This is a genomic window from Castellaniella sp. S9 (assembly GCF_027257175.1).
Classification (GTDB): Bacteria; Pseudomonadota; Gammaproteobacteria; order Burkholderiales; family Burkholderiaceae_B; genus Castellaniella.
Genome location: NZ_JAPFGD010000001.1, coordinates 399,942 through 420,372, shown reverse-complemented (window position 1 = coordinate 420,372; position 20,431 = coordinate 399,942). Strand labels below are relative to the sequence as shown.

Here is a 20,431-nt window from a genome sequence, read left to right as displayed (position 1 = left end):
GCACCCCTCCACAGGAGACATCATGAAAGACTCAACATCGTTTCGACCCGTCAACCCCATCCGCCGGCTCTTGTTGGGTGCCGCCGCCACCCTGGCGCTGGGGGCGACGCTCGCACCGTCGGCCCACGCGCAGAGCGTCGACGCGGTCAAGGCATCCGGCGTGCTCAAGGCCGGCGTGCAGGTTGCGCAAGTGCCCTGGGGCTTCACCGATGCACAGGGCAAGCTCACAGGCTTTGAGGTCGAGTTCGTCCGCATGGTGGCCCAGGACCTCGGCGTCCAGCCGCAGATCGTGCCGGTGACGCCGGCCAACCGCACGGCCGCGCTGCTGACCGGCCAGGTCGACATGCTGGCGGCGGTGATGGGGATCTTTCCGGATCGGCAGAAGGTCGTGTTGTTCACCAGGCCTTATGCCGTCAATGAGAATGTGGTCATCGCCAAGGCCGGCCCGCAGATGAAGGGCTGGGAAGACCTCAAGGGGATGCGCATCGGCGTGCCGCGCGGGACGCCTCAGGACAAGGCGCTGACCGACGCGAACCCGCCGGATACCAAGCTGATGCGCTTCGACGACGATGCCGCCACCGTGCAGGCGCTGGTGTCGGGGCAAGTGGACGCCATCGGCGCAGCCATCACCCAGGTGGGCAATCTGGCCCAGGTCGCCGGACCCGGCACGTACGAATCCCGGCTGGTGCTCTCGCGGGTGTACAACGGCGTCGCCGTGCGTCCAGGAGAGCGCGAGTGGGTCGACTACCTCAATGGCCTGATCGGACGCAAGATCGCCGACGGCGAGCTCTCCGCGCTCTACAAGAAGTGGATCGGCAACGACCTCCCCCCGAATATGCCCGATACGGGCGAGGGTGATGCGCCGCTGCCGGCCATCGTGACGAAGTGAGCGGTGTGCCGATGACCCTCCAGGAGCCGATCGGCGCCGCCGCCAGCCCAGTGGAGGGCGGCTCGCCGCCGCCGAGCATCATTTCGATGCGCGGGGTGCAAAAATGGTATGGCGACTTCCAGGTGCTGCGCGACATCGACCTGGAGGTCGCGCGCGGCGAGCGCATCGTGATCTGCGGCCCTTCGGGTTCGGGTAAATCCACCCTGATCCGCTGTCTCAACAGTCTGGAGCAGTACCAGCAGGGCACCATCCTGGTGGACGGCATCGACCTGGGCGGGGATGCCGGCAACGTCCAGGCGGTGCGTGCCGAGGTGGGCATGGTTTTTCAGCAGTTCAATCTGTTTCCCCACATGACGGTGCTCGAAAACTGCATGCTTGCCCCGATGCGGGTGCGCAAGGCCAGCCGTGAGCAGGCGCGGGCGCTGGCGTTGAAATATCTCGAGCGGGTCCGCATTCCCGATCAGGCGGGCAAGTACCCCGCCCAGTTGTCGGGCGGCCAGCAGCAGCGCGTGGCGATTGCGCGGGCGCTGTGCATGACGCCTAGGGTCATGCTGTTCGATGAACCCACCTCGGCGCTCGATCCCGAGATGGTCAAAGAGGTGCTCGACACGATGATCGGGCTGGCGCAGGATGGCATGACGATGCTGTGCGTGACGCACGAAATGGGCTTTGCGCGCAGCGTCGCCGACCGGGTGATCTTCATGGATGGCGGCCGTATCGTGGAGCAGGATGCCCCCGAGCGCTTCTTCTCCAATCCGAAGCACGAGCGCCTGCGTGAATTCCTGGGGCAGATTCTGCATAAATAGAGTGAGCGCGCACCTGCGGGTGCGCCGGACGACATAGAGGAAATGGCTGTTTATGAACACTGAAACGATGATGAAGGCCGTGGTGCTGCGGGCGTTTGGCGAGCCCGAGGTCCTGGAGTACGGCGAGGTGCTCCGACCGGCGCCCGGACCCGGAGAGGTCCTGATCGAGATCGGCTGCTGCGGGGTCTGTCACCTGGATCTGATCCTGCGCAAGGGCATGCGTTCGCGCGTCAAGCCGCCGCGCATCATCGGCCACGAACTGGCCGGCACAGTGGCCGAGGTGGGGGAGGGTGTCGAGGGTTTTGCACCCGGCGACCGGGTGGCGTCCTTCAACTTCCAGGCCTGCGGCGAGTGCGAGGATTGCCGGCGCGGGCGCCCCTCGCTGTGCCGCCAGACCCATGGCGACATCGGCCAGACGCGTGATGGCGGCTATGCCCAATACGCCTGCCTGCGCCAGGGCAATCTGGTCAAACTGCCGTCCGGCATGCCGTTCGAGCATGCGTGTTTCGGCGCTTGCGTGTTCGCGCCGCCCTACAAGGCGATCCGCCACGTTGGCCAGATCCGCGCCGGGCAGTCGGTCGTGATCACCGGCGCGAGCGGCGGGCTGGGCCTGGCGGCCATCCAGATCGTGCGCGCCCTCGGCGCCCGCAGCATCGCCATCACGGGCAGTCAGGGCAAGGTCGAGGCCCTGCGCGCCGCCGGCGCGGACGAGGTGGTGGTCAGCCCCGATGGCGCGTTCGGCGAGCAGGTCAGGGGACTGACCGGGGGCCGGGGCGTGGACCTGGTGGTCGAGCTGATCGGTTCGCCGACCTTCGACGGCGCCATGCGCAGTCTGGCGCCGGGTGGGCGCTGCGCAGTGATCGGCGAACTGCATGGCACGCCCGTGAGCATCAACCTGGGCCTGTTGATCCTCAAGGAATGGGAGATTCGCGGCGTCCAGAGCGCCACTCGCGAGGAACTGGCGGAGGTGCTGGATTTCATGCACAAGCACGACATCGAGCCTGTCGTGTGGCAAAAGCTGCCCCTGGCGCACGCCGCACAAGCCCATCGCATGCTGGCCGACCGCGAGGCGATAGGCCGCATCCTGCTGGTGCCCTGAGCACTTCTTTGGTCATACCCCGGGGCAAGCGCCCCACGATATCGAGGAACGAGATGTTACCTGGAAAGTATTATGACGAGATCGCGCTGGGCGAGGAACGCCTGACCCCGCGCGTGACGGTGACCGAGGGCCACATCCTGGCCTATGCGGGCGTGTCTGGGGATTTCTCGCCCCTGCACATGGACGAGGAGTACGCCAAGACGACAGAGTTCGGCCAGCGGATCGCCCACGGCTTGATGGGCCTGTCGCTGGTCGATGGGCTGAAAGTGCAATCGGCTCTTTTCCAGGACGGCATCGCCCTGGGCTGGAACTGGAAATTCAAGCGTCCGATCCGCATCGGCGACACGCTGCAGGCGCGGCTGAGGATCGCGGCGATGCGTGTGCCCGAGAGCCGCCCCCACATGGGCATCGTGCATGTCGAGGTCACTTTGTTGAATCAGCGCGGAGAAACCGTCCAGGAGGGCGAGCACCAGCTCATGGTGCCGCGCCGCCCACAGGGTGCGGAGGGGGCGGCGCAGGCATGAAAGGCAGCAAGTTCAGGACTGCGGAGCAGGCCGTGGCCCTGATCCGCGACGGGGCCACGGTTGCGCTGGTGGGCGGCGGCGGCGGACTGATGGAGCCCACCTGCGTGTTCCGCGCGATCTCCCGCCGCTTTCTTCAGACCGGCGCACCCAGGAACCTGACTGTGGTGCATGCGCTGGGCATCGGCGACAAGAAAGCCGAGGGCATGAATCATTTTGCCCACGAGGGGCTGGTGCGGCGGGTGATCGGCGGCCATTGGGTGTGGTCGCCCAGGATGCAGGCGCTGGCCCGCGACGAGAAGATCGAGGCCTACGTCCTGCCCAGCGGCTGCCTCATGCAGCTCTATCGAGACATCGCCGGAGGGCGCCCCGGACTGTTCACCCACGTGGGCTTGGGGACCTTCGTCGATCCGCGGCAACAGGGCGGCAGGATGAACCGCTCGGCCACCGGGGAACTGGTGGAGGTGGTCGAGATCGGCGGGCGCGAACTGCTCTGGTACAAGTCCTTTCCGATCGACGTGGCCATCATCCGCGGCTCTTTTGCCGACGCAGAGGGCAACATCAGCCTGGACCAGGAGGCTGCCAATGTGGACGTCTATGCGGCCGCGCTGGCGGCACACAATTCCGGTGGGCTCGTGATCGCCCAGGTCCGCACCGCCGTCAACGTGAATTCCTTGCCGGCGCGATCGGTCCGGGTCCCGGGCGCCATCGTCGATGTCGTGGTGGTCGATCCCGAGCAACGCATGAGCTACGACCTGCCGTACGACCCCACGATTTCCGGCGAGCGCGCCGGCCCGGCCCGCTTGCCGGCGGCCGAACATTCGTCCGTGCGCGCCCTCATCGCCCGGCGTGCCCACCAGGAGCTGCGCGATGGCGCAATCCTCAATTTCGGCGTGGGCATCGGCGAAGGGGTGGCCCGCCTGATCGCCGAGCGCGGCGAGGGCGGCCGCTACTACCAGACGATCGAGCACGGCACCTACGGCGGCTCGCTGCTGGTGGGGATGCTGTTCGGCTTCGCGCAGAGCCCGTCGGCGATGATCGACGGGCCGTCGCAATTCGATTTCTATGCGGGCGGGGGATTGGACATCGCCTTTCTGGGCTTCGGCGAACTCGATGCGCGCGGGGACGTCAATGTGTCGAGGCTGGGCGGCCTGACCGTAGGCCCGGGCGGCTTCATGGACATTGCCCAGAATGCTCGAAAGGTGGTGTTCTGCGGCACCTTCGACGCGAAGGGCGGCGATGCCCAGGTGACGCCCGACGGTTTGCGGGTGAACCGGTATGGCACCGTGCGCAAACTGGTCGAGCGGGTCGAGCAGATCACGTATTCGGGCACCCAGGCGCTGCTGCGCGGCCACCAGGCCACGGTCGTCACCGAGCGGGCCGTATTCGAACTGAGCCGCGAGGGCATGGTGCTGACCGAGGTTGCGCCGGGCGTCGACGTGCGCCGCGATGTGCTCGAGCAAATGGGATTCACGCCGATCATTCCCGCCGAACCCAGACGCATGGACAGATCCTTGTTCGAGGATGCTGCGGCGTGCGCCGAACCGGCCTGAAGCCGCAACATTCAAAAACAGGAGAAACCATGAGGTTCGAGGACAAAATAGTGGCGGTCACCGGCGCCGCCAGCGGCATGGGCCGCAGCGCCGCCGTGGCCTTCGCCCGCGAGGGCGCGCGCGTCATCGCATGCGACGTGCTGCAGGACGAGGCCGCCTCGCTGTTGGCCGAACTGGGCGCCGCCGGCGGCGGGGCTGCGCAGTTCGTGTGCCTGGATGTCGCCAGCGAGGGCGGTTGGGAGGCGCTGGGGCGGACACTGAGGGACACCCATGGCGGCCTGGATGTGCTGTTCAACAATGCGGGCATCAGCGGAACCTTTGATCCCGACCTGACCAGTACACCGGCCTGGGAGCGGCTGCTGGACGTGAATGCCAAGGGGGTTTTCCTCGGCATGAAGCATGCCGTGCCGCTCATGCGCATGCGGGGCGGCGGTGCGATCGTCAACATGTCCTCGATATCGGCCTCAGTCGGCCAGCATCGGGTGCACATGGGCTATAGCGCCTCCAAGGCGGCGGTGCAGGCCATGACCCGCGCAGCGGCGGTCCATTATGCCGATGACCGGATTCGCGTCAATGCCGTGGCGCCGGGCATGCTGCCGGCCATGCGCACGTCCCGGGGCTCGGCGGATCCGGCCTGGCGCGAAAAGCAGATTGCCGCCGTGCCGCTCAAACGCGTCGGGCAGGTGGAGGAAGTCGCGGCTGCCGTCCTCTTTCTGGCCTCGGATGAGGCCTCGTACATCACGGGTGTCGAGATCGCTGTGGATGGCGGCTTTCTCGCGTTGTGAGATCACCTTATATAGTATATACAATGTATAAAATTGGATTGATCGGCGCCGGTCATATAGGCGCCGTGCATGCGCGCAATATCGCCTGCCATCCGGCATTGACCCTGGCCGCATCGTACTCACGCTCGTCCCAGCGCCGCCAGGCTTTTGCCGTCGAGTTCGGCGGCCGCGCGGCGCACAGCCTGGAGGACATCCTCGATGCGCCCGACATCGACGCCGTGATGATCGCGTCTTCCACGGACAGCCACAGTGAACTGTTGCAGCGGGCCGCGCATTCGGGCAAGCCGGTCTTCTGCGAGAAGCCCATCGATCTGAGCCTGGATGAGGCCCGCAAGGCGGCCGCGGTGGTCCGCGACTGCGGTGCGCGCGTCATGATGGGATTCAATCGGCGCTACGAAGAGAGCCATGCCGCCGTGCGGGCCCAGGTTGCGTCCGGAGGCCTCGGCCGATTGCAGATCGTGCAGCTCACCTCGCGCGGCCCCAGCCGTCTCGCCAGCGTCGAATATCTGCGAACCAGCGGCGGCTTCTTTCGTGACAAGGGTGTGCATTTCTTCGATCTGGCGCGTTTCATCACCGGCGACGAGGTCGAGGAGGTCTCGGCCATGGGCGCCGCCCTGGTGCATCAGGACGTGCGCGACCTCGGGGACTTCGACACCGCCATCGTCAGCCTGCGCATGCGCGGCGGCGCCTTGTGCCAGATCGACAACAGCCGGACGGCCAGCTACGGATACGATGAGCGCATCGAGGCCTTCGGTTCGCAGGGGTGGGTGGAGTCCTGCCGCCAGCCGGCAGCCGCCGTTCGCCGGGCGGTAGGCGCCGAGCTGGCGTCGGCGCCGTTCCCGCAGACCATCTATGAACGGATCGGCGGCTCGTACTATCGCGTCATCGAGGGTTTCGCGGACTTTATCGCAGGCCATGAGGCCTCGGTGCCCACCATCGAGGACGGGCTTGCGGCACAATGCATCGCGGAGGCGGCCGTCCTGTCCGCGCGGGAAGGCCGTAGTGTGAGAATCGACGAACTGGACCCATCATGACGCAAAACCCGACCATCCCCAGCCCCACGGGTACGACGCGGCTATACGCCATGCTCGGCCATCCGATCGCGCAAGCCAAGGCGCCGCCCATGATGAACCAGCTGTTCGTGCAGTTGGGCGTCGATGCGGTGATGGTGCCGGTGCAGGCCAGTCCGCAGGCCTTGCCGGGCGTGCTGGCCGCGCTGCGGCGAATCGACAACATGGACGGCATGCTGGTCACCATTCCCCATAAATTCGCCGTGTGCGACGGCGTCGAGCGCCTGAGCCCCGCCGTGCAGCTCGCCGGCTCGGCCAATGCGCTGCGCCGGGCGGCGGATGGCGCCTGGGAGGCCGACAACTTCGACGGCCGGGGCTTTGTCGCCGGGCTCCAGGCCGAAGGCTGGGAGCCGGCCGGCACGGTGATCGGCCTGGTCGGCGCGGGCGGCGCGGGGGTGGCGATCGCGGCGGCGCTGGTGATGGCGGGCATCGCCTCGATCCGCGTGCGTGACGTGCGCGCGGGGCAGGCCGAGCAACTCGTGCGGCGCCTGAATGCGCATCGTGCGGGCGTCGCCCAGGTCGAGCCCGACGGCACCGACTGGGCCGGGGCGGACATCATGATCAATGCCACGCCGCTGGGCCTGGGGAGTGGGGATCCCTTGCCCTTCGATCCCCTGGTGTTGCCGAAGGACACGCTGATCGCCGACATCATCATGAAGCCGCGCGAGACCCGCCTGCTGCAGTGCGCCCTGGGGCGCGGGATGCCGGTGCTGCATGGGGAACACATGCTGTCGCACCAGATCGACATGTACAGGCGATTTTTCCTCGGGGATGCCTGACCGGCGGCCTTGCCGGGGCGGCGCTCCGGGCCGTACAGTGGGGCGAATGCCCACTGCCGGAGCCCATCCATGAGGCCGGATCCTCTGTTCATTCCTCCATCGGGCGGCGCGCCCGCCCAGCTGTTCGTGCTGCTGCACGGTGAATCCGCCGGGCCGGGGCAAGTCCTCGACCTGGCGGGCGCGGTGCGCCAGGCCTTCCCCCAGGCGCTGATCGTTCAGCCGCACGGGCCGTTCGGCGAGCCGCAGGCGTGGCGCTGGATCGCCGAGGCGCAGCCGGACGCGCAGGGCTATGCGGATCAGGTCGCGGACGCGGGCGCGGCATTGGCCGCGGAGGTCCGGTCCTGGCAGCGGGCCCATGGACTGGACGATGAACGGACCGCCCTGGCGGGCTTCTCGGAAGGCGCGGCGGTCGCTTTGGAGGCCTGCATCGCGGCGGGCGTGGCCGGCCGCGCCCTATTGTTCTGCACGCGCTTCGCCACATTGCCCCAGGCTGCGCCGCCGCGTACCACCCTGCATCTGCTGCACGGTGCGCAGGATCACGTCGCGCCCGTCGGCCAGGCGCGCCAGGTTCATGCGCGCCTGGCCGAATTGCGGGGCGATGCCACCCTGGACATCGCCTCGGGCGTCGGCCATGCGCTGCATGCGGCCTTGATCCGGCAGGGCATCGTGCGCCTGCAGACCTGTGTGCCCTTGCGCAGCTGGGAGGCCGCCATGGGCGCGCCCGATCTGCGGGTGGACGAATATAGCGCCGATGATCCGCAGGACAACGGCCCCGGCCCCGAGGACCTGCACTAGCCGCGGGGCGTGCCCGCGGCGGCGGCAAAAAGTTTCAGCGTGCGGTCCCAGGCCAGGGCCGCCGAGGCCGCGTGATGGGCCGGCGTGCCGGCGCGCCCGAACGCATGTCCGGCATGTCGGTAGGTGTACAGATCGACCTCGGGATGGGCGCGGCCGATGGCCTCCACGTCGTGCATCGGGATCGACCGGTCGTCCTCGCCGAAGTGCATCTGGACCGGGCAGGTCGGCGTGCCGTCCATGGCCTTGGCGATGCCGCCGCCGTACCAGCACGAGGCGGCGGCGAACGACGCATCGTGGCAGGCGGCGAGCCATGCCAGGGTGCCGCCCCAGCAGTAGCCGACGATGGCCCGCGCGCCCTGCGCGGGCAGGGCATCGGCGGCGGCCCGGATGTCGAGCAGCGAGTCGGATTCGGGGATCCGGTTGCGCAAGGCCAGGCCCAGGTCGCGACCCGCGTCGTCGTAGCCCAGTTCGGCATTGCGCTGGGCGCGGTCGAACAGCGCGGGGCAGATGGCACGGTAGCCGTGCGAGGCGAACATGTCGGTCATCTGGCGGATGTTCGCGTTGATGCCAAAGATCTCCTGCAGGACCACGACGCCGAGGCTGGCGTCCTCGGGACCGGCGATGTAGGCGTCCAGGGTGTGGCCGTCGGCCGCGGTGAGGGTGATGTCGCTCATGTGTGCCTCCATGGTTTCGATGCTTGCGGGAACCCGATGCCCGCAGTGTAGGGGGTGCCGGCCGCCCGTGCCAGCCGGGCCGCGCGGCGAGCCGGTTCAGGCAATGCGGCGGGCGTCGCCCCCCAGGCGCAGCAGGGGATCCTGGCGATAGTAGCGCGCCAGCAGCCCATACCAGTCGGGCAGCGCATCGGCCAGCGGCGCCGGGTCCACGAAGAACGCCTCCGAGCTGACCGCGAAGAACTCCGCCGGATCGGTGGCGGCGTAAGGGTCCAGCGGCAGCGTGTCGTACCAGGGCGAGGCGGCCTCGGATTCCGGGTCGACGTCGTGCGGGATCGCATCCTCGACCTCGGTCAAGGCCTCGCAGAACGCCTCGTACGACGCCTCGAGCACCTGGCGCCACCGGCGCGGTCGCAGATCGGCATGCGCATGCAGGCTGGGCATGCCGTCGACCTCGCCCGCATGCTGGTCGAGTTTGTGGGCGAACTCGTGAATGACCACGTTGCCATAGCGCGATGTGTCCGGATCCGCGTCCTCCCAGGACAGGATCACCGGACCGCCGTCCCAGGCCTCGCCGGATGATTCCTGCAGGTATTCGTGCACCACGCCGCTCTCATCGATCTCGACGCGCGGGATCAGGAAACCGCCCGGGTAGAGCACGATGTCGGTCCAACCCTCGTACAGCACGGGGTCGAGCTCCAGAATGGGCAGGGCCGCCTGGATGGCGATCGACAGCATGATGTCGTCGTCGACGCGGAAATCATGCGCGCCATGGAAGGACTTGCTGGCGAGAATCCATGCGGCGCGCAGGCGCAGGGCCTCGTCCTCGCGCGGGGACAGGCCATCGAGGAAGGGGTGTGCCTGGACCGAGCGCCGCCATTGGGCGTCCTCGATCCGGGCGAGGGTGCGTTCCACATTGCGCCTCGAGGCGCCCCTGCCGGCCAGCCATCTGAACATGCTTGCATCCACGGATGTTTCGAACCCTGTAAAGGATAGCAGGCCTGTTGGCGGCTGCCCGGGCCCACCGCCGCATGGATACAATGGCGGCAGGTCAATCAAGGACAACAACAATCATGCAAGATCAAGCCAAGCTGTATCTCGAGGATCTGGCGCCGGGGGATCGCTTCGTCAGCGGCGAACATGCCCTGGATGCGGAGCAGATCGTCACGTTCGCCGGGCAGTTCGATCCGCAGGTATTTCACTTGGACGACACGCTGGCGCGGGACACCTTTTTCCAGGGCTTGGCGGCCAGCGGCTGGCATACCGCCGCCCTCAGCATGAAACTGCTGGTTTCCAGCTTGCCGCTGGCCGGCGGCCTCATCGGCGCCGGCGGCGAGATCGCGTGGCCACAACCCACGCGCCCCGGCGACGTCCTGCACGTGGAATCGGAGGTCCTGGAGATCAAGCCGTCCCGCTCGAAACCGGATCGCGGCATCGTGCGCATCCAGACCCTGACGCTGAACCAGCACGGCGAGGTCCTGCAGCGGCTGTCGCCGACGCTCGTCGTGATGCGCCGGCCCGTCCCCGACGAGGCATAGCCGTCCGCCAACCCGTTGCGGGGACGCCATTTGCTGCTATCGTTGGCTTTTGCACCATCATTTCGGAGGCAGTATGACCGTATGCATGAAAGCGCGCTATGGGATCGCCCTGGCGATGGCCGCCGGGTTCATCGCCATGCCCGCACAGGCGCAGTACACCGGGCCATCGGCGATCGGCGAGGGCACTGTTGCAGGGATACTGGCCAAACCCGTCGATGACCAGGCGGTGCAATTGCAAGGCTACCTGCTGCGACGCACGGGGCCGGAAAAATATGTGTTCTCGGACGGCACCGGGGAAATCGTCGCCGAGATCGATGACAAGCGCTTCCCGGCCCGGCCTGTGGATGAAAAAACGAAGGTCGAGATCATCGGCGAGGTGGATACCGGCCTGACGCGGCCGCCCGAAATCGAGGTCGACTCCATGCGAGTGGTCGAGTAGGGGCGGGCGACGCGGGCCGGATCATGCGCACGGGCATGTCGCTTGCTGCGGGCCCAGGGCCGCGATTCCGATCGGCGGATCCATGCGGCGACAGGAGGTCTCCATGCCAGCAAAATCCAAGGCCCAGCAACAGGCGGCGGGCATCGCGCTCGCCGCCAAGCGCGGTGACAAGAAAGTCGGCGAACTCAAGGGCGCGTCGAAATCCATGTACGAGTCCATGAGCGAAAAGGAATTGCACGAGCTCGCCGACACCGAGACCCGCGACAAGCCCAAGCACAAGTCCGAAAAATCCTGAATCTGGCGCGCCCGGCGGGAGGCCGCAGCGCTACGAGGCGGACAGGAGGCCCGGCTCGCAGCGATCACATCAAGGTGCATGCCCGGGGAAACGGAAGCGTCCCGGGCTTACTCGGTGGTGGTGCCGTCGAAGTGTTCTTCCTTGTCGTCGGCCTTGGTGGGGTGCAGCACGCCTTCGCGGTGCTCGGGCGGTCCGTACAGGGTATAGAGGCGCAGCGGCTCGGCGCCCGTATTGATGACATTGTGGCGCGCGCCGGCCGGCACGATGATGGCATCGTCGTCCTCGATATCGTAGGTGTTGTCGTCAATGACGACACGGCCCTTGCCGGCCTCGATACGGAAAAACTGGTCGTGGGTCTCATGCACCTCGGCGCCGATTTCCTCGCCCGCCTGCAACGTCATCAGGACGAGCTGCATGTGCTTGCCGGTATACAGCACCTTGCGGAAGTTGTCGTTTTCGACGGTCAGTGTCTCGATATTCTGCACAAAGCCTTTCAATGTCTTGACTCCTGGAAAAAATGGCCTGCCGGTTCATCGGCGGCTGGAAAAAGAAAACCCATGCACGGCCCAAAGGCCATGTATGGGTTTTATCACAGTTGGGTGTTGTTTTTATTGGGGCATCTGGTGGAGCCGGGGGGAATTGAACCCCCGTCCGCAAGCCCTCCACAAGCAGCTCTACATACTTAGTCGGCCTATTTTGGATTTAACCTTGGATCGTGCCGGACGACAGGCCCTTCCTTGGCGATTCACACTGATTTAAGATCCGGCCCAGTGACCTGGCCGAATCCGATTCCCTGTGAATGACGCTGCTGTGGGTTTGACCCCACCCGACCCAGGGACCAGTCGGTGCAGCGGCTCACCGCTTAAGCGGCCAGAGCGAAACGCTCGTCGTTGGCGTTTGTAGTTTTCCAGTGGATTTACGAGCGTACTGGTGCTCGGTATGCACTATCTTGCTTTGTGACCCACGTCGAAGCCATGTCGGCCCCAGACCCTCGATTATACCGGTCTTTTTCAGATAATGAAATAAAGTTCGGCCAAAAATCGGCAGTGGAAGCCGCGATCGTATGGCCGGCCGGATACGGCGGCCGGACGCGCGGCTGTCCTCAGGCGGCGGGCGCCACGGATGCGCCCTGGATGCCGTGGCGCGCCAGCGCCTCGGCGACGAAGCCCGAGGCCTTGGCGTCCTCGACGAAGTCCGATAGCAAGGCGGCGGCCCGTGGGCCGCGGCTGCGCGCCGTGCCCATGGCCTGCCGGATGACCATGAAGCGGCCGTCCAGCAGCCGCAGGCCGCCCAGGCGTCGGGCGTCGATTTCCAGCTGCTGGCGTACGCCCGCGGCCACGTCGGCGCCGGATTCCATGAAGGTGTCCACCACGGCCGGCGAGGTCGGGGCGCGCAGGATCGTGGCCTGGGCGAGTTCGCGGGTCAGGAACAGGTCGTAGGCGCTGCCCTTGCCGACGACCACGGTGAGGCCGGCCTGGTCGACCTCGCCGTTGTCCCGGATGGGCGAGTCCTTGCGCACGAGGTAGCAGCCCTCGATCAATACGTAGGGCGCGGTGAAGGCGATGGCCTCGCCCCGTTTCGGATCGACGGCGAAGAAGCCGCAATCCGCCTCGTCAGCCGCCACGCCTTCGACGGACTTGCCGGCGGCGTCGAAGACCACCAGTTCCAGGCTGGCGCCGAGCAGCGCCGCCAGCCGGGCGGCTAGGTCCACGGACACGCCGACCGGCTGGCCGGTGGCGGGGTCGAGGCGGGCCAGGATGGGATTGCCCACATTGATCGCCGCGCGCAGGCGGCCGCCGGGTGCCAGGGCCTGGGCGTCGGAAGCGGAGAGGTCCATGGTCGCTGTATCGTCGCTTATTGCGCCGGCCGGGCCGCGGGCCCGGACCATCGCTGGATGATGGGCCAGAGGTCGGGCGCCTGCTGGGCGATGGCGTCGGCCTGCCAGGTGACGGGGTCGGCGAGCGAGCAATAGCCGTAGGCCGCTACGACGGTGGCCATGCCCGCCGCCTTGCCCGCGACGACGTCGCGCTCGTCGTCGCCGATGTAGATGCAACGGATGGGCGCACAGCCCGCCTGCCGGGCGGCGTGCAGCAGGGGCTCGGGGTGCGGCTTGGCGTGCGGGGTGGTGTCGCCGCCGACCGTGACCGCGCAGCGGGATTCGAGCCCGAGGTGGCGGATGATCGGCCGTGCCAGGTATTCGACCTTGTTGGTCACGATACCCCAGGCATAGTCGTGCCGGGCGAGCTCGTCCAGCAATTCGGCAATGCCGGGGAACAACTGGGTGTGCACGGCGATGTCCTGGGCATAGTCGCTGAGGAAGCGCCGGCGGCTGTCCTCGTAGTCGGTATCGCCGGGCTGCAGGCCCAGGGCAACCTTGAGCAGGCCGCGCGCGCCGTGCGAGGCATACGGCCGCAGGGCCTCGTAGGGCAGGGGAGGCAGTCCGCGATAGGCGCGCTGCTTGTTGGCGGCGGCTGCCAGGTCCGGCGCGGTATCGGCCAGCGTGCCGTCGAAATCGAATAGAACCAGGTTTTTCATAGGGGGTCAGTCCGGGCGCCGGGCGGCCATCATGTAATTGACGCTCGTGTCGCGCGTCACCCGGTAATGCCGGGTAAGCGGGTTGTACTCCAGTCCCGCCAATGCCGCGGGTTCGAGTCCGGCCGCGCGGGCGGCGGCGGCGAGTTCGCTGGGCTTGATGAAGTGTTCGTAGCTGTGCGTGCCTCGCGGCAGCATGCGCAGCAGGTATTCCGCCCCCAGGATGGCCAGCATGAAAGCCTTGGGATTGCGGTTCAGCGTCGAGAAACACACCAGCCCGCCCGGGCGCACCAGGGCGCCGCAGGCCCGCACGACCGAGGCCGGGTCGGGCACGTGCTCGAGCAGTTCCATGCAGGTCACCAGGTCGTACTGCGCGGGATGATCGGCGGCGTGTTCCTCGGCGCTGGCTTGCTGGTAATCGACTTTGACGCCGGTCTCGAGGCCGTGCAGCCGGGCGACCTGCAGGGATTCGCCGGCCAGATCGATGCCGGTGACCTCGGCGCCTTCGATGGCCATGGCCTCGGACAGCAGGCCGGCGCCGCAGCCCACGTCCAGGATTCGCCGGCCATTCAGCCCGCCCGCCTGCTCGCGGATCCAGTCCAGGCGCAGGGGATTGATGTCGTGCAGGGTCTTGAGTTCGCCGTTGGGATCCCACCAGGAGGAGGCCAGGGCGCTGAACTTGTCGACTTCGGCCTGATCGGCGTTGGCGGTCTGCATGGCAGGGTGCTCCAAAGAATAAGGGCTCCGAATGGAGCCCTTATTGTACCCGCCGCGCCAGGGGCGCGGCGGGTGCTGCGGCGACAGGCAGGGATTACTTGCGGGTGCCGACGATCTCGATTTCAACGCGACGGTTCTGGGCGCGGCCTTCACGCGTCTGGTTGGAGGCGACGGGGCTGAGTTCGCCCTTGCCTTCCGCGTAGATGCGGTCGGCCGGCACGCCCTTGCTGATCAGGTATTGCTTGACCGAGTTGGCGCGGCGCTCGGACAGGCCCTGGTTGTAGGCCTCGGTGCCGATGGAGTCGGTGTGGCCGGTGGCGATCACGGTTTCCAGGTTGATCGACGAGGCTTGCGAAGCAACCTGGTCCAGAACCTGACGGCCTTCGGGCTTGATGGTGGACTTGTCGAAGTCGAAGAAGGTATCGGCGTTCAGCACGACCTTGCTGGCGGTCGGAGCGACCACGGGAGCCTGGGCGACGGGCAGGCCACATTCTGCGCTGGCGGCGGTAGCCGGAGTCCAGAACGCATCGCGCCAGCAGTGTTGGCCGCTCGCATCCTTCCAGACGTTGCCGTCAACGTTCGTCCAGTTGTCGCTGGCAGAAGCCGAACCGACGACCGACATGGCAGCGATGGCGAGTCCAATAGCGATTTTGGAGGGTTTGTTCATGTTTCTCCTCGTTTGAGCATGATGCTTGAAAGTGACCGCAGCGAACCCCCGCCGCATATCGATAAACGCTTCCAGTATAGCAATGTCCTGTTTGAATACTCAGAATTTGCGCTGGGTTTCATGCGTGTTAGCCGAAATCTTAAGGCATTTTTCTAGCCTGGGTTAAGTCATCGCGGGCATAGAGCCTCAGAACGGGGGATTTCTCGGTTGCCGGCCGGCTTGTTGTGGGGTTTTCGCAACGACGGGGCGATCGGGCGGGATCGAGCCGTCGGATCCCTCGAGGGTCGGGAGGGGGCGCGTCAATGCTAGAATTTACGATTGGCCCGTCATCGGTAATCATTTACGCCTGAAGGTTTCGGATACACCATGGACTCCTTTGCGAAAGAGACGCTACCCATCTCGCTCGAAGATGAAATGCGCCGCAGCTACCTCGATTATGCGATGAGCGTGATCGTCGGGCGTGCGCTGCCCGACGTGCGCGACGGCCTCAAGCCCGTCCACCGCCGGGTGCTGTTCGCCATGCACGAGTTGAACAACGACTGGAACCGGGCCTACAAGAAATCCGCCCGCATCGTCGGGGACGTGATTGGTAAGTACCACCCCCATGGCGATACCGCCGTGTACGACACCATCGTGCGCATGGCCCAGGATTTTTCCCTGCGCTACATGCTGGTCGATGGGCAGGGCAACTTCGGCTCGATCGACGGCGACAATGCGGCGGCGATGCGCTACACCGAAATCCGCCTGGCCAAGATCGCCCATGAACTGCTGGCCGACATCGATCAGGAAACGGTCGACTTCGGGCCCAACTACGATGGCAGCGAACAAGAACCCTTGCTGTTGCCCTCGCGGCTGCCCAACCTGCTGGTCAACGGCAGCGCCGGGATCGCGGTGGGCATGGCGACCAACATCCCGCCGCACAACCTGTCCGAGGTGGTCGAGGGCTGCCTGTACTGCCTGCGTAATCCCGAGTGCTCGATCGACGAGCTGATCGAGCGCATTCCGGCGCCCGACTTTCCCACCGGCGGCATCATCTACGGGATGGGCGGGGTGCGCGAAGGCTACCGCACCGGCCGTGGCCGGGTGGTGATGCGCGCCAAGGTGCACTTCGAGGACATGGAACGCGGCAACCGCCAGGCGATCGTGGTCGACGCCATTCCCTATCAGGTCAACAAGAAATCCCTCCAGGAACGCATCGCCGAACTGGTCAACGAAAAGAAGATCGAGGGGATCTCCGACATCCGCGACGAGTCCGACAAGGACGGCATGCGCCTGGTGATCGAACTGAAGCGCGGCGAGGTGCCCGAGGTCGTCCTGAACAATCTCTATAAGAACACCCAGCTGCAGGAAACCTTCGGCATGAACATGGTGGCGCTGGTCGACGGCCAGCCCCGCCTGCTGAACCTCAAGCAGATGGTCGAGTATTTCCTGCTGCACCGTCGCGAGGTGGTGACCCGGCGCACCATATTCCAGTTGCGCAAGGCCCGCGAGCGCGGCCACGTGCTGGAAGGCCTGGCGGTGGCGCTGGCCAACATCGACGATTTCATCGCCATCATCAAGGCGGCGCCCACGCCGCCGGTCGCCCGCCAGGCCCTGATGGACCGCGATTGGGATTCCTCGCTGGTGCGCGAGATGCTGGCGCGCGCCGACGAGAACATCGCCTCGGGCGGGCGCGCGGCCTACCGGCCCGAGGGGCTGGAGCCCCGCTACGGCCTGCAGGCCGACGGCCAGTACCGCTTGAGCGAAGTCCAGGCGCAGGAAATCCTCAATATGCGCCTGCAGCGCCTGACGGGACTCGAGCAGGACAAGATCGTCGGCGAGTACCGCGAGATCATGGACACGATCGCCGACCTGCTCGATGTGCTGGCGCGTCCCGAGCGCGTCACGGACATCATCGGCGACGAGTTGCAGGCGATCCGGGCCGAGTTCTCGACCGCGGCGCGCGACCAGCGCCGCTCCGAGATCGAATACAACGCCACCGAACTCGAAACCGAGGACCTCATCACGCCGACCGACATGGTGGTGACCCTGTCGCGCAGCGGCTACATCAAGAGCCAGCCGCTGTCCGAGTACCGGGCCCAGAAGCGCGGCGGCCGGGGCAAGCAGGCGGCGGCCACCAAGGAAGACGACTGGATCGACCAGTTGTTCATCGCCAATACGCACGATTATCTCCTGTGCTTCTCGGATCGCGGCCGCGTGTACTGGCTCAAGGTCTGGGAGGTGCCGCAGGGTTCGCGCAACTCGCGCGGACGGCCCATCGTCAACATGTTCCCGCTGGCCGACGGCGAGACCATCACCGTGGTCCTGTCGGTCAAGGCCTTCAGCGAGGACCAGTACGTCTTCATGGCGACCTCGCGCGGCACCGTGAAAAAGACGCCGCTGTCGGATTTCTCGAATCCGCGCAAGGCGGGGATCATCGCCGTCGGGCTGGACGAGGGCGATTTCCTGATCGGCGCCGAACTCACCGACGGCGAGCACGACGTGATGCTGTTCTCGGATGCCGGCAAGGCCGTGCGCTTCGACGAGAACGATGTACGCCCGATGGGCCGCGCCGCGCGCGGCGTGCGCGGCATGATGCTCGAGGACGGGCAGACGGTCATCGCGCTGCTGGTTGCCGAGGATGAAACCCAGAGCGTGCTGACCGCCACCGAAAATGGCTACGGCAAGCGCACCTCCATCGTCGAATACACGCGCCACGGGCGCGGCACCAAGGGGATGATCGCCATCCAGACCTCGGCGCGCAACGGCAAGGTGGTCAGCGCGGTGCTGGTGCGGCCCGAGGACGAAATCATGCTCATCACCACCGCCGGCGTGCTGGTGCGCACGCGCGTGTCCGAGATCCGCGAGATGGGCCGGGCGACGCAGGGCGTCACCCTGATCAATGTGGACGAGGACAGCCTGCTGTCGGGCGTGCGCCGCATCGTCGAAAGCGATGCCGACGAAGTCGAGGACGGTGAGGCCGAGGGCGGCGGACCCGGCGCGGATGCCGGCGGTGAGCCGGGCGCCGACGGCGCGGACGATGCGGGCCCGGCAGCGGCCGGGGACACGGACAGCGGGGATGATGCGTGATGCGCCCATGGAATTTCGCGGCGGGTCCGTCGACCCTGCCTCTCGAGGTATTGCAGCAGGCGGCGGCCGAGATGACGGACTGGCAGGGCAGCGGCATGTCGGTGATGGAAATGAGCCATCGCGGCCGGCATTACACCCGCATCCGCGACGAGGCCGAGGCCGACCTGCGGGCCTTGCTGGCGGTGCCGGAGGATTTCGAGGTCCTGTTCATGCAGGGCGGCGCCTCGGCCCAGAACGCCATCGTGCCGCTGAACCTGATCGGCAGGAATGGCCTGGGCCGCGCCGACTACGTCCTCAGCGGTCACTGGGCGCGCAAATCCCTGAACGAGGCGCGCCGCTACGGCGACATCGCGGTGGCCGCCACCGCCGAGTCTGCGGCGCGGATCGACGGACGCGACTATGGCCCCTGGTGCTGGCTGCCGCCCGCCGCGCAGTGGCGGGTGCGGCCGGACGCCGCCTACCTGCACGTTTGCGCCAACGAGACGATCGGCGGGGTCGAACTGCCCGAACTGCCGGTGATGGCCGACCTGGGGGCGCCGGACGTGCCCCTGGTGGTGGACATGTCCTCGGACATCCTCTCGCGCGCGGTGGATTTCTCGCGGGTGGGCCTGATCTACGGCGGTGCGCAAAAGAACGCGGGCCCGGCGGGCGTCACCTTGACGTTCGTGCGCAAGGGCCTGCTGGGCCATGCGCTGCCGGTCTGTCCCTCGGTCTTTGATTATGCGAATGTGGCCGGCGCGCAATCGATGTTCAACACGCCGCCGACCTATGCGATCTACATCGCCGGGCTGGTCTTCAAGTGGCTGCTGCGCCAGGGCGGCGTGGCGGCGATGGACGCGGCCAGCGACCGCAAGTCCCGCGCGCTGTATGAATACATCGACGGTTCGGGGCTCTATGACAATCCCATTCATCCCGCCAGCCGCTCGCGCATGAACGTGCCCTTCGTGCTGCGCGACTCCAAGCTGAATGCCGCCTTCCTGGCCGAGTCCGAGACGGCGGGGCTGCTGTCGCTCAAGGGTCACAAGAGCGTGGGCGGCATGCGGGCCTCGCTCTACAACGCCATGCCCTACGAGGGCGTGCAGGCCTTGATCGACTTCATGCGCGACTTCGAGAGGCGTCATGGATAAAGACCTGCTGGCGCGGCTCGAGCCTTTGCGGGCGCACATCGACGCGCTCGACGAGCAAATCCTCGACCTGCTGAACGAACGCGCGCGCACGGCCCTGGAGGTCGGCGAGGTTAAAAAGGCCTTCGACGCCGGCGGCCCGGTCCTCAAGCCCGAGCGCGAGGCCCTGGTCGTGCGCCGCCTGCAGGACGTCAATGCCGGCCCGGTCCCGGCCGAGGCGATCCAGGCCGTCTGGAACCAGATCATCTCCGCCTGTCGCGGGCTCGAGAGCACCCTGACGGTGGCCTACCTGGGGCCGCAGGGTTCGTTTTCCGAGCAGGCGGCCTACGAGCATTTCGGCCACGCGATCAGCGGCCTGCGCTGCGAGTCCTTCGACGAGGTCTTTCGCGCGGTCGAGGCGGGGCAGGCCGACGTGGGCATGGTGCCGGTAGAAAATTCGACCGAGGGCGCGGTCAACCGCAGCCTCGACCTGCTGCTGAATTCCTCGCTGAAGGTGCTGGGCGAGCGCACGATCCGCATCCACCACAACCTGATGACGCTCACCGGCGGGCTCGAGGGCGTGCGCCAGGTGCTCGGCCATCAGCAGGCCCTGGCCCAATGTCAGGCCTGGCTCAGCCGCAATCATCCCGAACTCGAGCGCCTGCCTGTGGCCAGCAACGCCGAGGCGGCGCGCCTGGCGGCCGAGGACGCGTCGCGCGCAGCGATCGCCGGCGATGCGGCCGCCGCCGCCTGGGGCCTGAGCGTCGTGGTGTCGGGCATCCAGGACGATCCCCAGAACCAGACCCGGTTCATGGCGATCGGCGCAGCCGATTCGGGCTCGACGGGCCGCGACAAGACCAGCCTCATCCTCGCGGTGCCGAATCGCGCCGGCGCGGTCTACGAGATGCTGGCGCCGCTGGCCGCGCACGGGGTGTCCATGACGCGCTTCGAATCGCGCCCGGCCCGCACCGGGCAGTGGGAATATTATTTCTACGTCGATCTGCTGGGTCACCGCGAGGACGAGGCGGTCGGCCAGGCGCTCTCCGAGCTGAAACAGCAGGCGGCGTTCTTCAAGATCCTCGGTTCCTATCCCAGACAGTAAA

At 66.8% G+C, this 20,431-nt stretch carries 22 protein-coding genes and 1 other RNA gene; 15 read left to right on the top strand and 8 right to left on the bottom strand.

Annotated elements, in window-relative coordinates; all coding sequences use genetic code 11:
* The first annotated feature begins 22 nt into the window (after positions 1-22).
* From OOZ48_RS02075 to OOZ48_RS02035, 9 genes are all read left to right on the top strand, one after another.
* Positions 23-889 carry a transporter substrate-binding domain-containing protein gene (locus OOZ48_RS02075; protein WP_269495207.1) on the top strand — a complete coding sequence of 289 codons (867 nt, stop codon included), beginning with the start codon at positions 23-25 and terminating at the stop codon, positions 887-889.
* Positions 890-975: 86 nt separating this feature from the next.
* The gene (locus tag OOZ48_RS02070) at positions 976-1,695 is read left to right on the top strand and encodes an amino acid ABC transporter ATP-binding protein (RefSeq protein WP_269495391.1); all 720 of its coding nucleotides are present in this window, start codon (positions 976-978) and stop codon (positions 1,693-1,695) included.
* 52 nt (positions 1,696-1,747) lie between these two features.
* On the top strand, positions 1,748-2,794 hold the full coding sequence (locus OOZ48_RS02065) for an alcohol dehydrogenase catalytic domain-containing protein (RefSeq protein ID WP_269495205.1): 1,047 nt from the start codon (positions 1,748-1,750) through the stop codon (positions 2,792-2,794).
* Positions 2,795-2,847: 53 nt separating this feature from the next.
* Positions 2,848-3,318: a MaoC family dehydratase gene (locus OOZ48_RS02060; protein ID WP_269495203.1), complete on the top strand. Its 471-nt coding sequence runs from the start codon at positions 2,848-2,850 to the stop codon at positions 3,316-3,318.
* Positions 3,315-4,868 carry an acyl CoA:acetate/3-ketoacid CoA transferase gene (locus OOZ48_RS02055; RefSeq protein WP_269495201.1) on the top strand — a complete coding sequence of 518 codons (1,554 nt, stop codon included), beginning with the start codon at positions 3,315-3,317 and terminating at the stop codon, positions 4,866-4,868. The genes OOZ48_RS02060 and OOZ48_RS02055 overlap by 4 nt, the downstream gene beginning before the upstream one ends.
* A gap of 29 nt (positions 4,869-4,897) precedes the next feature.
* Complete coding sequence (locus tag OOZ48_RS02050) at positions 4,898-5,653, top strand: SDR family NAD(P)-dependent oxidoreductase (RefSeq protein ID WP_269495199.1); 756 nt, start codon at positions 4,898-4,900, stop codon at positions 5,651-5,653.
* A 23-nt stretch (positions 5,654-5,676) separates the two neighbouring features.
* A complete protein-coding gene (locus OOZ48_RS02045) occupies positions 5,677-6,687 on the top strand; it encodes a Gfo/Idh/MocA family oxidoreductase (protein ID WP_269495197.1) in 1,011 nt (336 codons plus the stop codon).
* Complete coding sequence (locus tag OOZ48_RS02040) at positions 6,684-7,502, top strand: shikimate dehydrogenase family protein (RefSeq protein ID WP_269495195.1); 819 nt, start codon at positions 6,684-6,686, stop codon at positions 7,500-7,502. The genes OOZ48_RS02045 and OOZ48_RS02040 overlap by 4 nt, the downstream gene beginning before the upstream one ends.
* Before the next feature lie 69 nt (positions 7,503-7,571).
* A complete protein-coding gene (locus OOZ48_RS02035) occupies positions 7,572-8,297 on the top strand; it encodes a dienelactone hydrolase family protein (protein ID WP_269495193.1) in 726 nt (241 codons plus the stop codon).
* Here the strand turns inward: OOZ48_RS02035 and OOZ48_RS02030 are convergent.
* Both OOZ48_RS02030 and OOZ48_RS02025 read right to left on the bottom strand, forming a co-directional pair.
* The gene (locus OOZ48_RS02030) at positions 8,294-8,971 is read right to left on the bottom strand and encodes a dienelactone hydrolase family protein (RefSeq protein WP_269495191.1); all 678 of its coding nucleotides are present in this window, start codon (positions 8,969-8,971) and stop codon (positions 8,294-8,296) included. The genes OOZ48_RS02035 and OOZ48_RS02030 overlap by 4 nt on opposite strands.
* A 96-nt stretch (positions 8,972-9,067) precedes the next feature.
* Positions 9,068-9,925 (bottom strand): zinc-dependent peptidase, encoded by an 858-nt coding sequence (locus OOZ48_RS02025; RefSeq protein WP_269495189.1) that lies wholly within the window; start codon positions 9,923-9,925, stop codon positions 9,068-9,070.
* 116 nt (positions 9,926-10,041) lie between these two features.
* Here OOZ48_RS02025 and OOZ48_RS02020 point away from each other — a divergent pair, with 116 nt between their 5' ends.
* From OOZ48_RS02020 to OOZ48_RS02010, 3 genes are all read left to right on the top strand, one after another.
* Positions 10,042-10,506, top strand: a complete 465-nt coding sequence (locus OOZ48_RS02020) for a MaoC family dehydratase (protein WP_269495187.1) — start codon at positions 10,042-10,044, stop codon at positions 10,504-10,506.
* Between the two features lie 85 nt (positions 10,507-10,591).
* Positions 10,592-10,945: a YgiW/YdeI family stress tolerance OB fold protein gene (locus OOZ48_RS02015; RefSeq protein WP_269495185.1), complete on the top strand. Its 354-nt coding sequence runs from the start codon at positions 10,592-10,594 to the stop codon at positions 10,943-10,945.
* 103 nt (positions 10,946-11,048) lie between these two features.
* On the top strand, positions 11,049-11,240 hold the full coding sequence (locus tag OOZ48_RS02010) for a DUF3008 family protein (RefSeq protein ID WP_269495183.1): 192 nt from the start codon (positions 11,049-11,051) through the stop codon (positions 11,238-11,240).
* A 107-nt stretch (positions 11,241-11,347) separates the two neighbouring features.
* Here the strand turns inward: OOZ48_RS02010 and OOZ48_RS02005 are convergent, their stop codons facing one another.
* The 6 genes from OOZ48_RS02005 to ompA all read right to left on the bottom strand — a co-directional run bounded on the left by OOZ48_RS02005 (position 11,348) and on the right by ompA (position 15,156).
* Positions 11,348-11,737 carry a cupin domain-containing protein gene (locus OOZ48_RS02005; protein ID WP_269495181.1) on the bottom strand — a complete coding sequence of 130 codons (390 nt, stop codon included), beginning with the start codon at positions 11,735-11,737 and terminating at the stop codon, positions 11,348-11,350.
* A gap of 124 nt (positions 11,738-11,861) precedes the next feature.
* Positions 11,862-12,225, bottom strand: a transfer-messenger RNA (tmRNA) gene (gene ssrA / locus OOZ48_RS02000).
* Between the two features lie 117 nt (positions 12,226-12,342).
* Positions 12,343-13,077: a transporter substrate-binding domain-containing protein gene (locus tag OOZ48_RS01995; RefSeq protein WP_269495179.1), complete on the bottom strand. Its 735-nt coding sequence runs from the start codon at positions 13,075-13,077 to the stop codon at positions 12,343-12,345.
* Positions 13,078-13,094: 17 nt separating this feature from the next.
* Entirely contained in the window at positions 13,095-13,775 is a 681-nt protein-coding gene (gene gph, locus OOZ48_RS01990; RefSeq protein ID WP_269495177.1) for a phosphoglycolate phosphatase, read from the bottom strand.
* 6 nt (positions 13,776-13,781) lie between these two features.
* The gene (ubiG, locus tag OOZ48_RS01985) at positions 13,782-14,489 is read right to left on the bottom strand and encodes a bifunctional 2-polyprenyl-6-hydroxyphenol methylase/3-demethylubiquinol 3-O-methyltransferase UbiG (protein ID WP_269495175.1); all 708 of its coding nucleotides are present in this window, start codon (positions 14,487-14,489) and stop codon (positions 13,782-13,784) included.
* A 94-nt stretch (positions 14,490-14,583) separates the two neighbouring features.
* Complete coding sequence (gene ompA, locus OOZ48_RS01980) at positions 14,584-15,156, bottom strand: outer membrane protein OmpA (RefSeq protein WP_269495173.1); 573 nt, start codon at positions 15,154-15,156, stop codon at positions 14,584-14,586.
* Positions 15,157-15,522: 366 nt separating this feature from the next.
* Between ompA and gyrA the strand changes: the two genes are divergently transcribed.
* Genes gyrA through pheA form a run of 3 tightly spaced genes read left to right on the top strand, consistent with a single transcriptional unit; the run spans position 15,523 to position 20,430 of the window.
* A complete protein-coding gene (gyrA, locus tag OOZ48_RS01975) occupies positions 15,523-18,225 on the top strand; it encodes a DNA gyrase subunit A (protein WP_269495171.1) in 2,703 nt (900 codons plus the stop codon).
* Positions 18,225-19,352, top strand: a complete 1,128-nt coding sequence (gene serC / locus OOZ48_RS01970) for a 3-phosphoserine/phosphohydroxythreonine transaminase (RefSeq protein ID WP_269495168.1) — start codon at positions 18,225-18,227, stop codon at positions 19,350-19,352. The genes gyrA and serC overlap by 1 nt, the downstream gene beginning before the upstream one ends.
* Entirely contained in the window at positions 19,345-20,430 is a 1,086-nt protein-coding gene (gene pheA / locus OOZ48_RS01965; RefSeq protein WP_269495166.1) for a prephenate dehydratase, read from the top strand. Before serC ends, pheA begins: the two co-directional genes overlap by 8 nt.
* Position 20,431: the final 1 nt, after the last annotated feature.

Bases quoted from the DNA above. Each gene is read 5' to 3' on its own strand.
- pheA (WP_269495166.1), top strand. From the start codon at position 19,345: ATGGATAAAGACCTGCTGGCGCGGCTCGAGCCTTTGCGGGCGCACATC.
- serC (WP_269495168.1), top strand. From the start codon at position 18,225: ATGCGCCCATGGAATTTCGCGGCGGGTCCGTCGACCCTGCCTCTCGAG.
- OOZ48_RS02010 (WP_269495183.1), top strand. From the start codon at position 11,049: ATGCCAGCAAAATCCAAGGCCCAGCAACAGGCGGCGGGCATCGCGCTC.
- OOZ48_RS02035 (WP_269495193.1), top strand. From the start codon at position 7,572: ATGAGGCCGGATCCTCTGTTCATTCCTCCATCGGGCGGCGCGCCCGCC.
- OOZ48_RS02050 (WP_269495199.1), top strand. From the start codon at position 4,898: ATGAGGTTCGAGGACAAAATAGTGGCGGTCACCGGCGCCGCCAGCGGC.
- OOZ48_RS02025 (WP_269495189.1), bottom strand. From the start codon at position 9,925: ATGTTCAGATGGCTGGCCGGCAGGGGCGCCTCGAGGCGCAATGTGGAA.
- OOZ48_RS02045 (WP_269495197.1), top strand. From the start codon at position 5,677: ATGTATAAAATTGGATTGATCGGCGCCGGTCATATAGGCGCCGTGCAT.
- OOZ48_RS02075 (WP_269495207.1), top strand. From the start codon at position 23: ATGAAAGACTCAACATCGTTTCGACCCGTCAACCCCATCCGCCGGCTC.
- gph (WP_269495177.1), bottom strand. From the start codon at position 13,775: ATGAAAAACCTGGTTCTATTCGATTTCGACGGCACGCTGGCCGATACC.
- OOZ48_RS02020 (WP_269495187.1), top strand. From the start codon at position 10,042: ATGCAAGATCAAGCCAAGCTGTATCTCGAGGATCTGGCGCCGGGGGAT.
- OOZ48_RS02030 (WP_269495191.1), bottom strand. From the start codon at position 8,971: ATGAGCGACATCACCCTCACCGCGGCCGACGGCCACACCCTGGACGCC.
- OOZ48_RS01995 (WP_269495179.1), bottom strand. From the start codon at position 13,077: ATGGACCTCTCCGCTTCCGACGCCCAGGCCCTGGCACCCGGCGGCCGC.
- OOZ48_RS02070 (WP_269495391.1), top strand. From the start codon at position 976: ATGCGCGGGGTGCAAAAATGGTATGGCGACTTCCAGGTGCTGCGCGAC.
- OOZ48_RS02065 (WP_269495205.1), top strand. From the start codon at position 1,748: ATGAACACTGAAACGATGATGAAGGCCGTGGTGCTGCGGGCGTTTGGC.
- gyrA (WP_269495171.1), top strand. From the start codon at position 15,523: ATGGACTCCTTTGCGAAAGAGACGCTACCCATCTCGCTCGAAGATGAA.
- ompA (WP_269495173.1), bottom strand. From the start codon at position 15,156: ATGAACAAACCCTCCAAAATCGCTATTGGACTCGCCATCGCTGCCATG.
- OOZ48_RS02015 (WP_269495185.1), top strand. From the start codon at position 10,592: ATGAAAGCGCGCTATGGGATCGCCCTGGCGATGGCCGCCGGGTTCATC.
- ubiG (WP_269495175.1), bottom strand. From the start codon at position 14,489: ATGCAGACCGCCAACGCCGATCAGGCCGAAGTCGACAAGTTCAGCGCC.
- OOZ48_RS02055 (WP_269495201.1), top strand. From the start codon at position 3,315: ATGAAAGGCAGCAAGTTCAGGACTGCGGAGCAGGCCGTGGCCCTGATC.
- OOZ48_RS02040 (WP_269495195.1), top strand. From the start codon at position 6,684: ATGACGCAAAACCCGACCATCCCCAGCCCCACGGGTACGACGCGGCTA.
- OOZ48_RS02060 (WP_269495203.1), top strand. From the start codon at position 2,848: ATGTTACCTGGAAAGTATTATGACGAGATCGCGCTGGGCGAGGAACGC.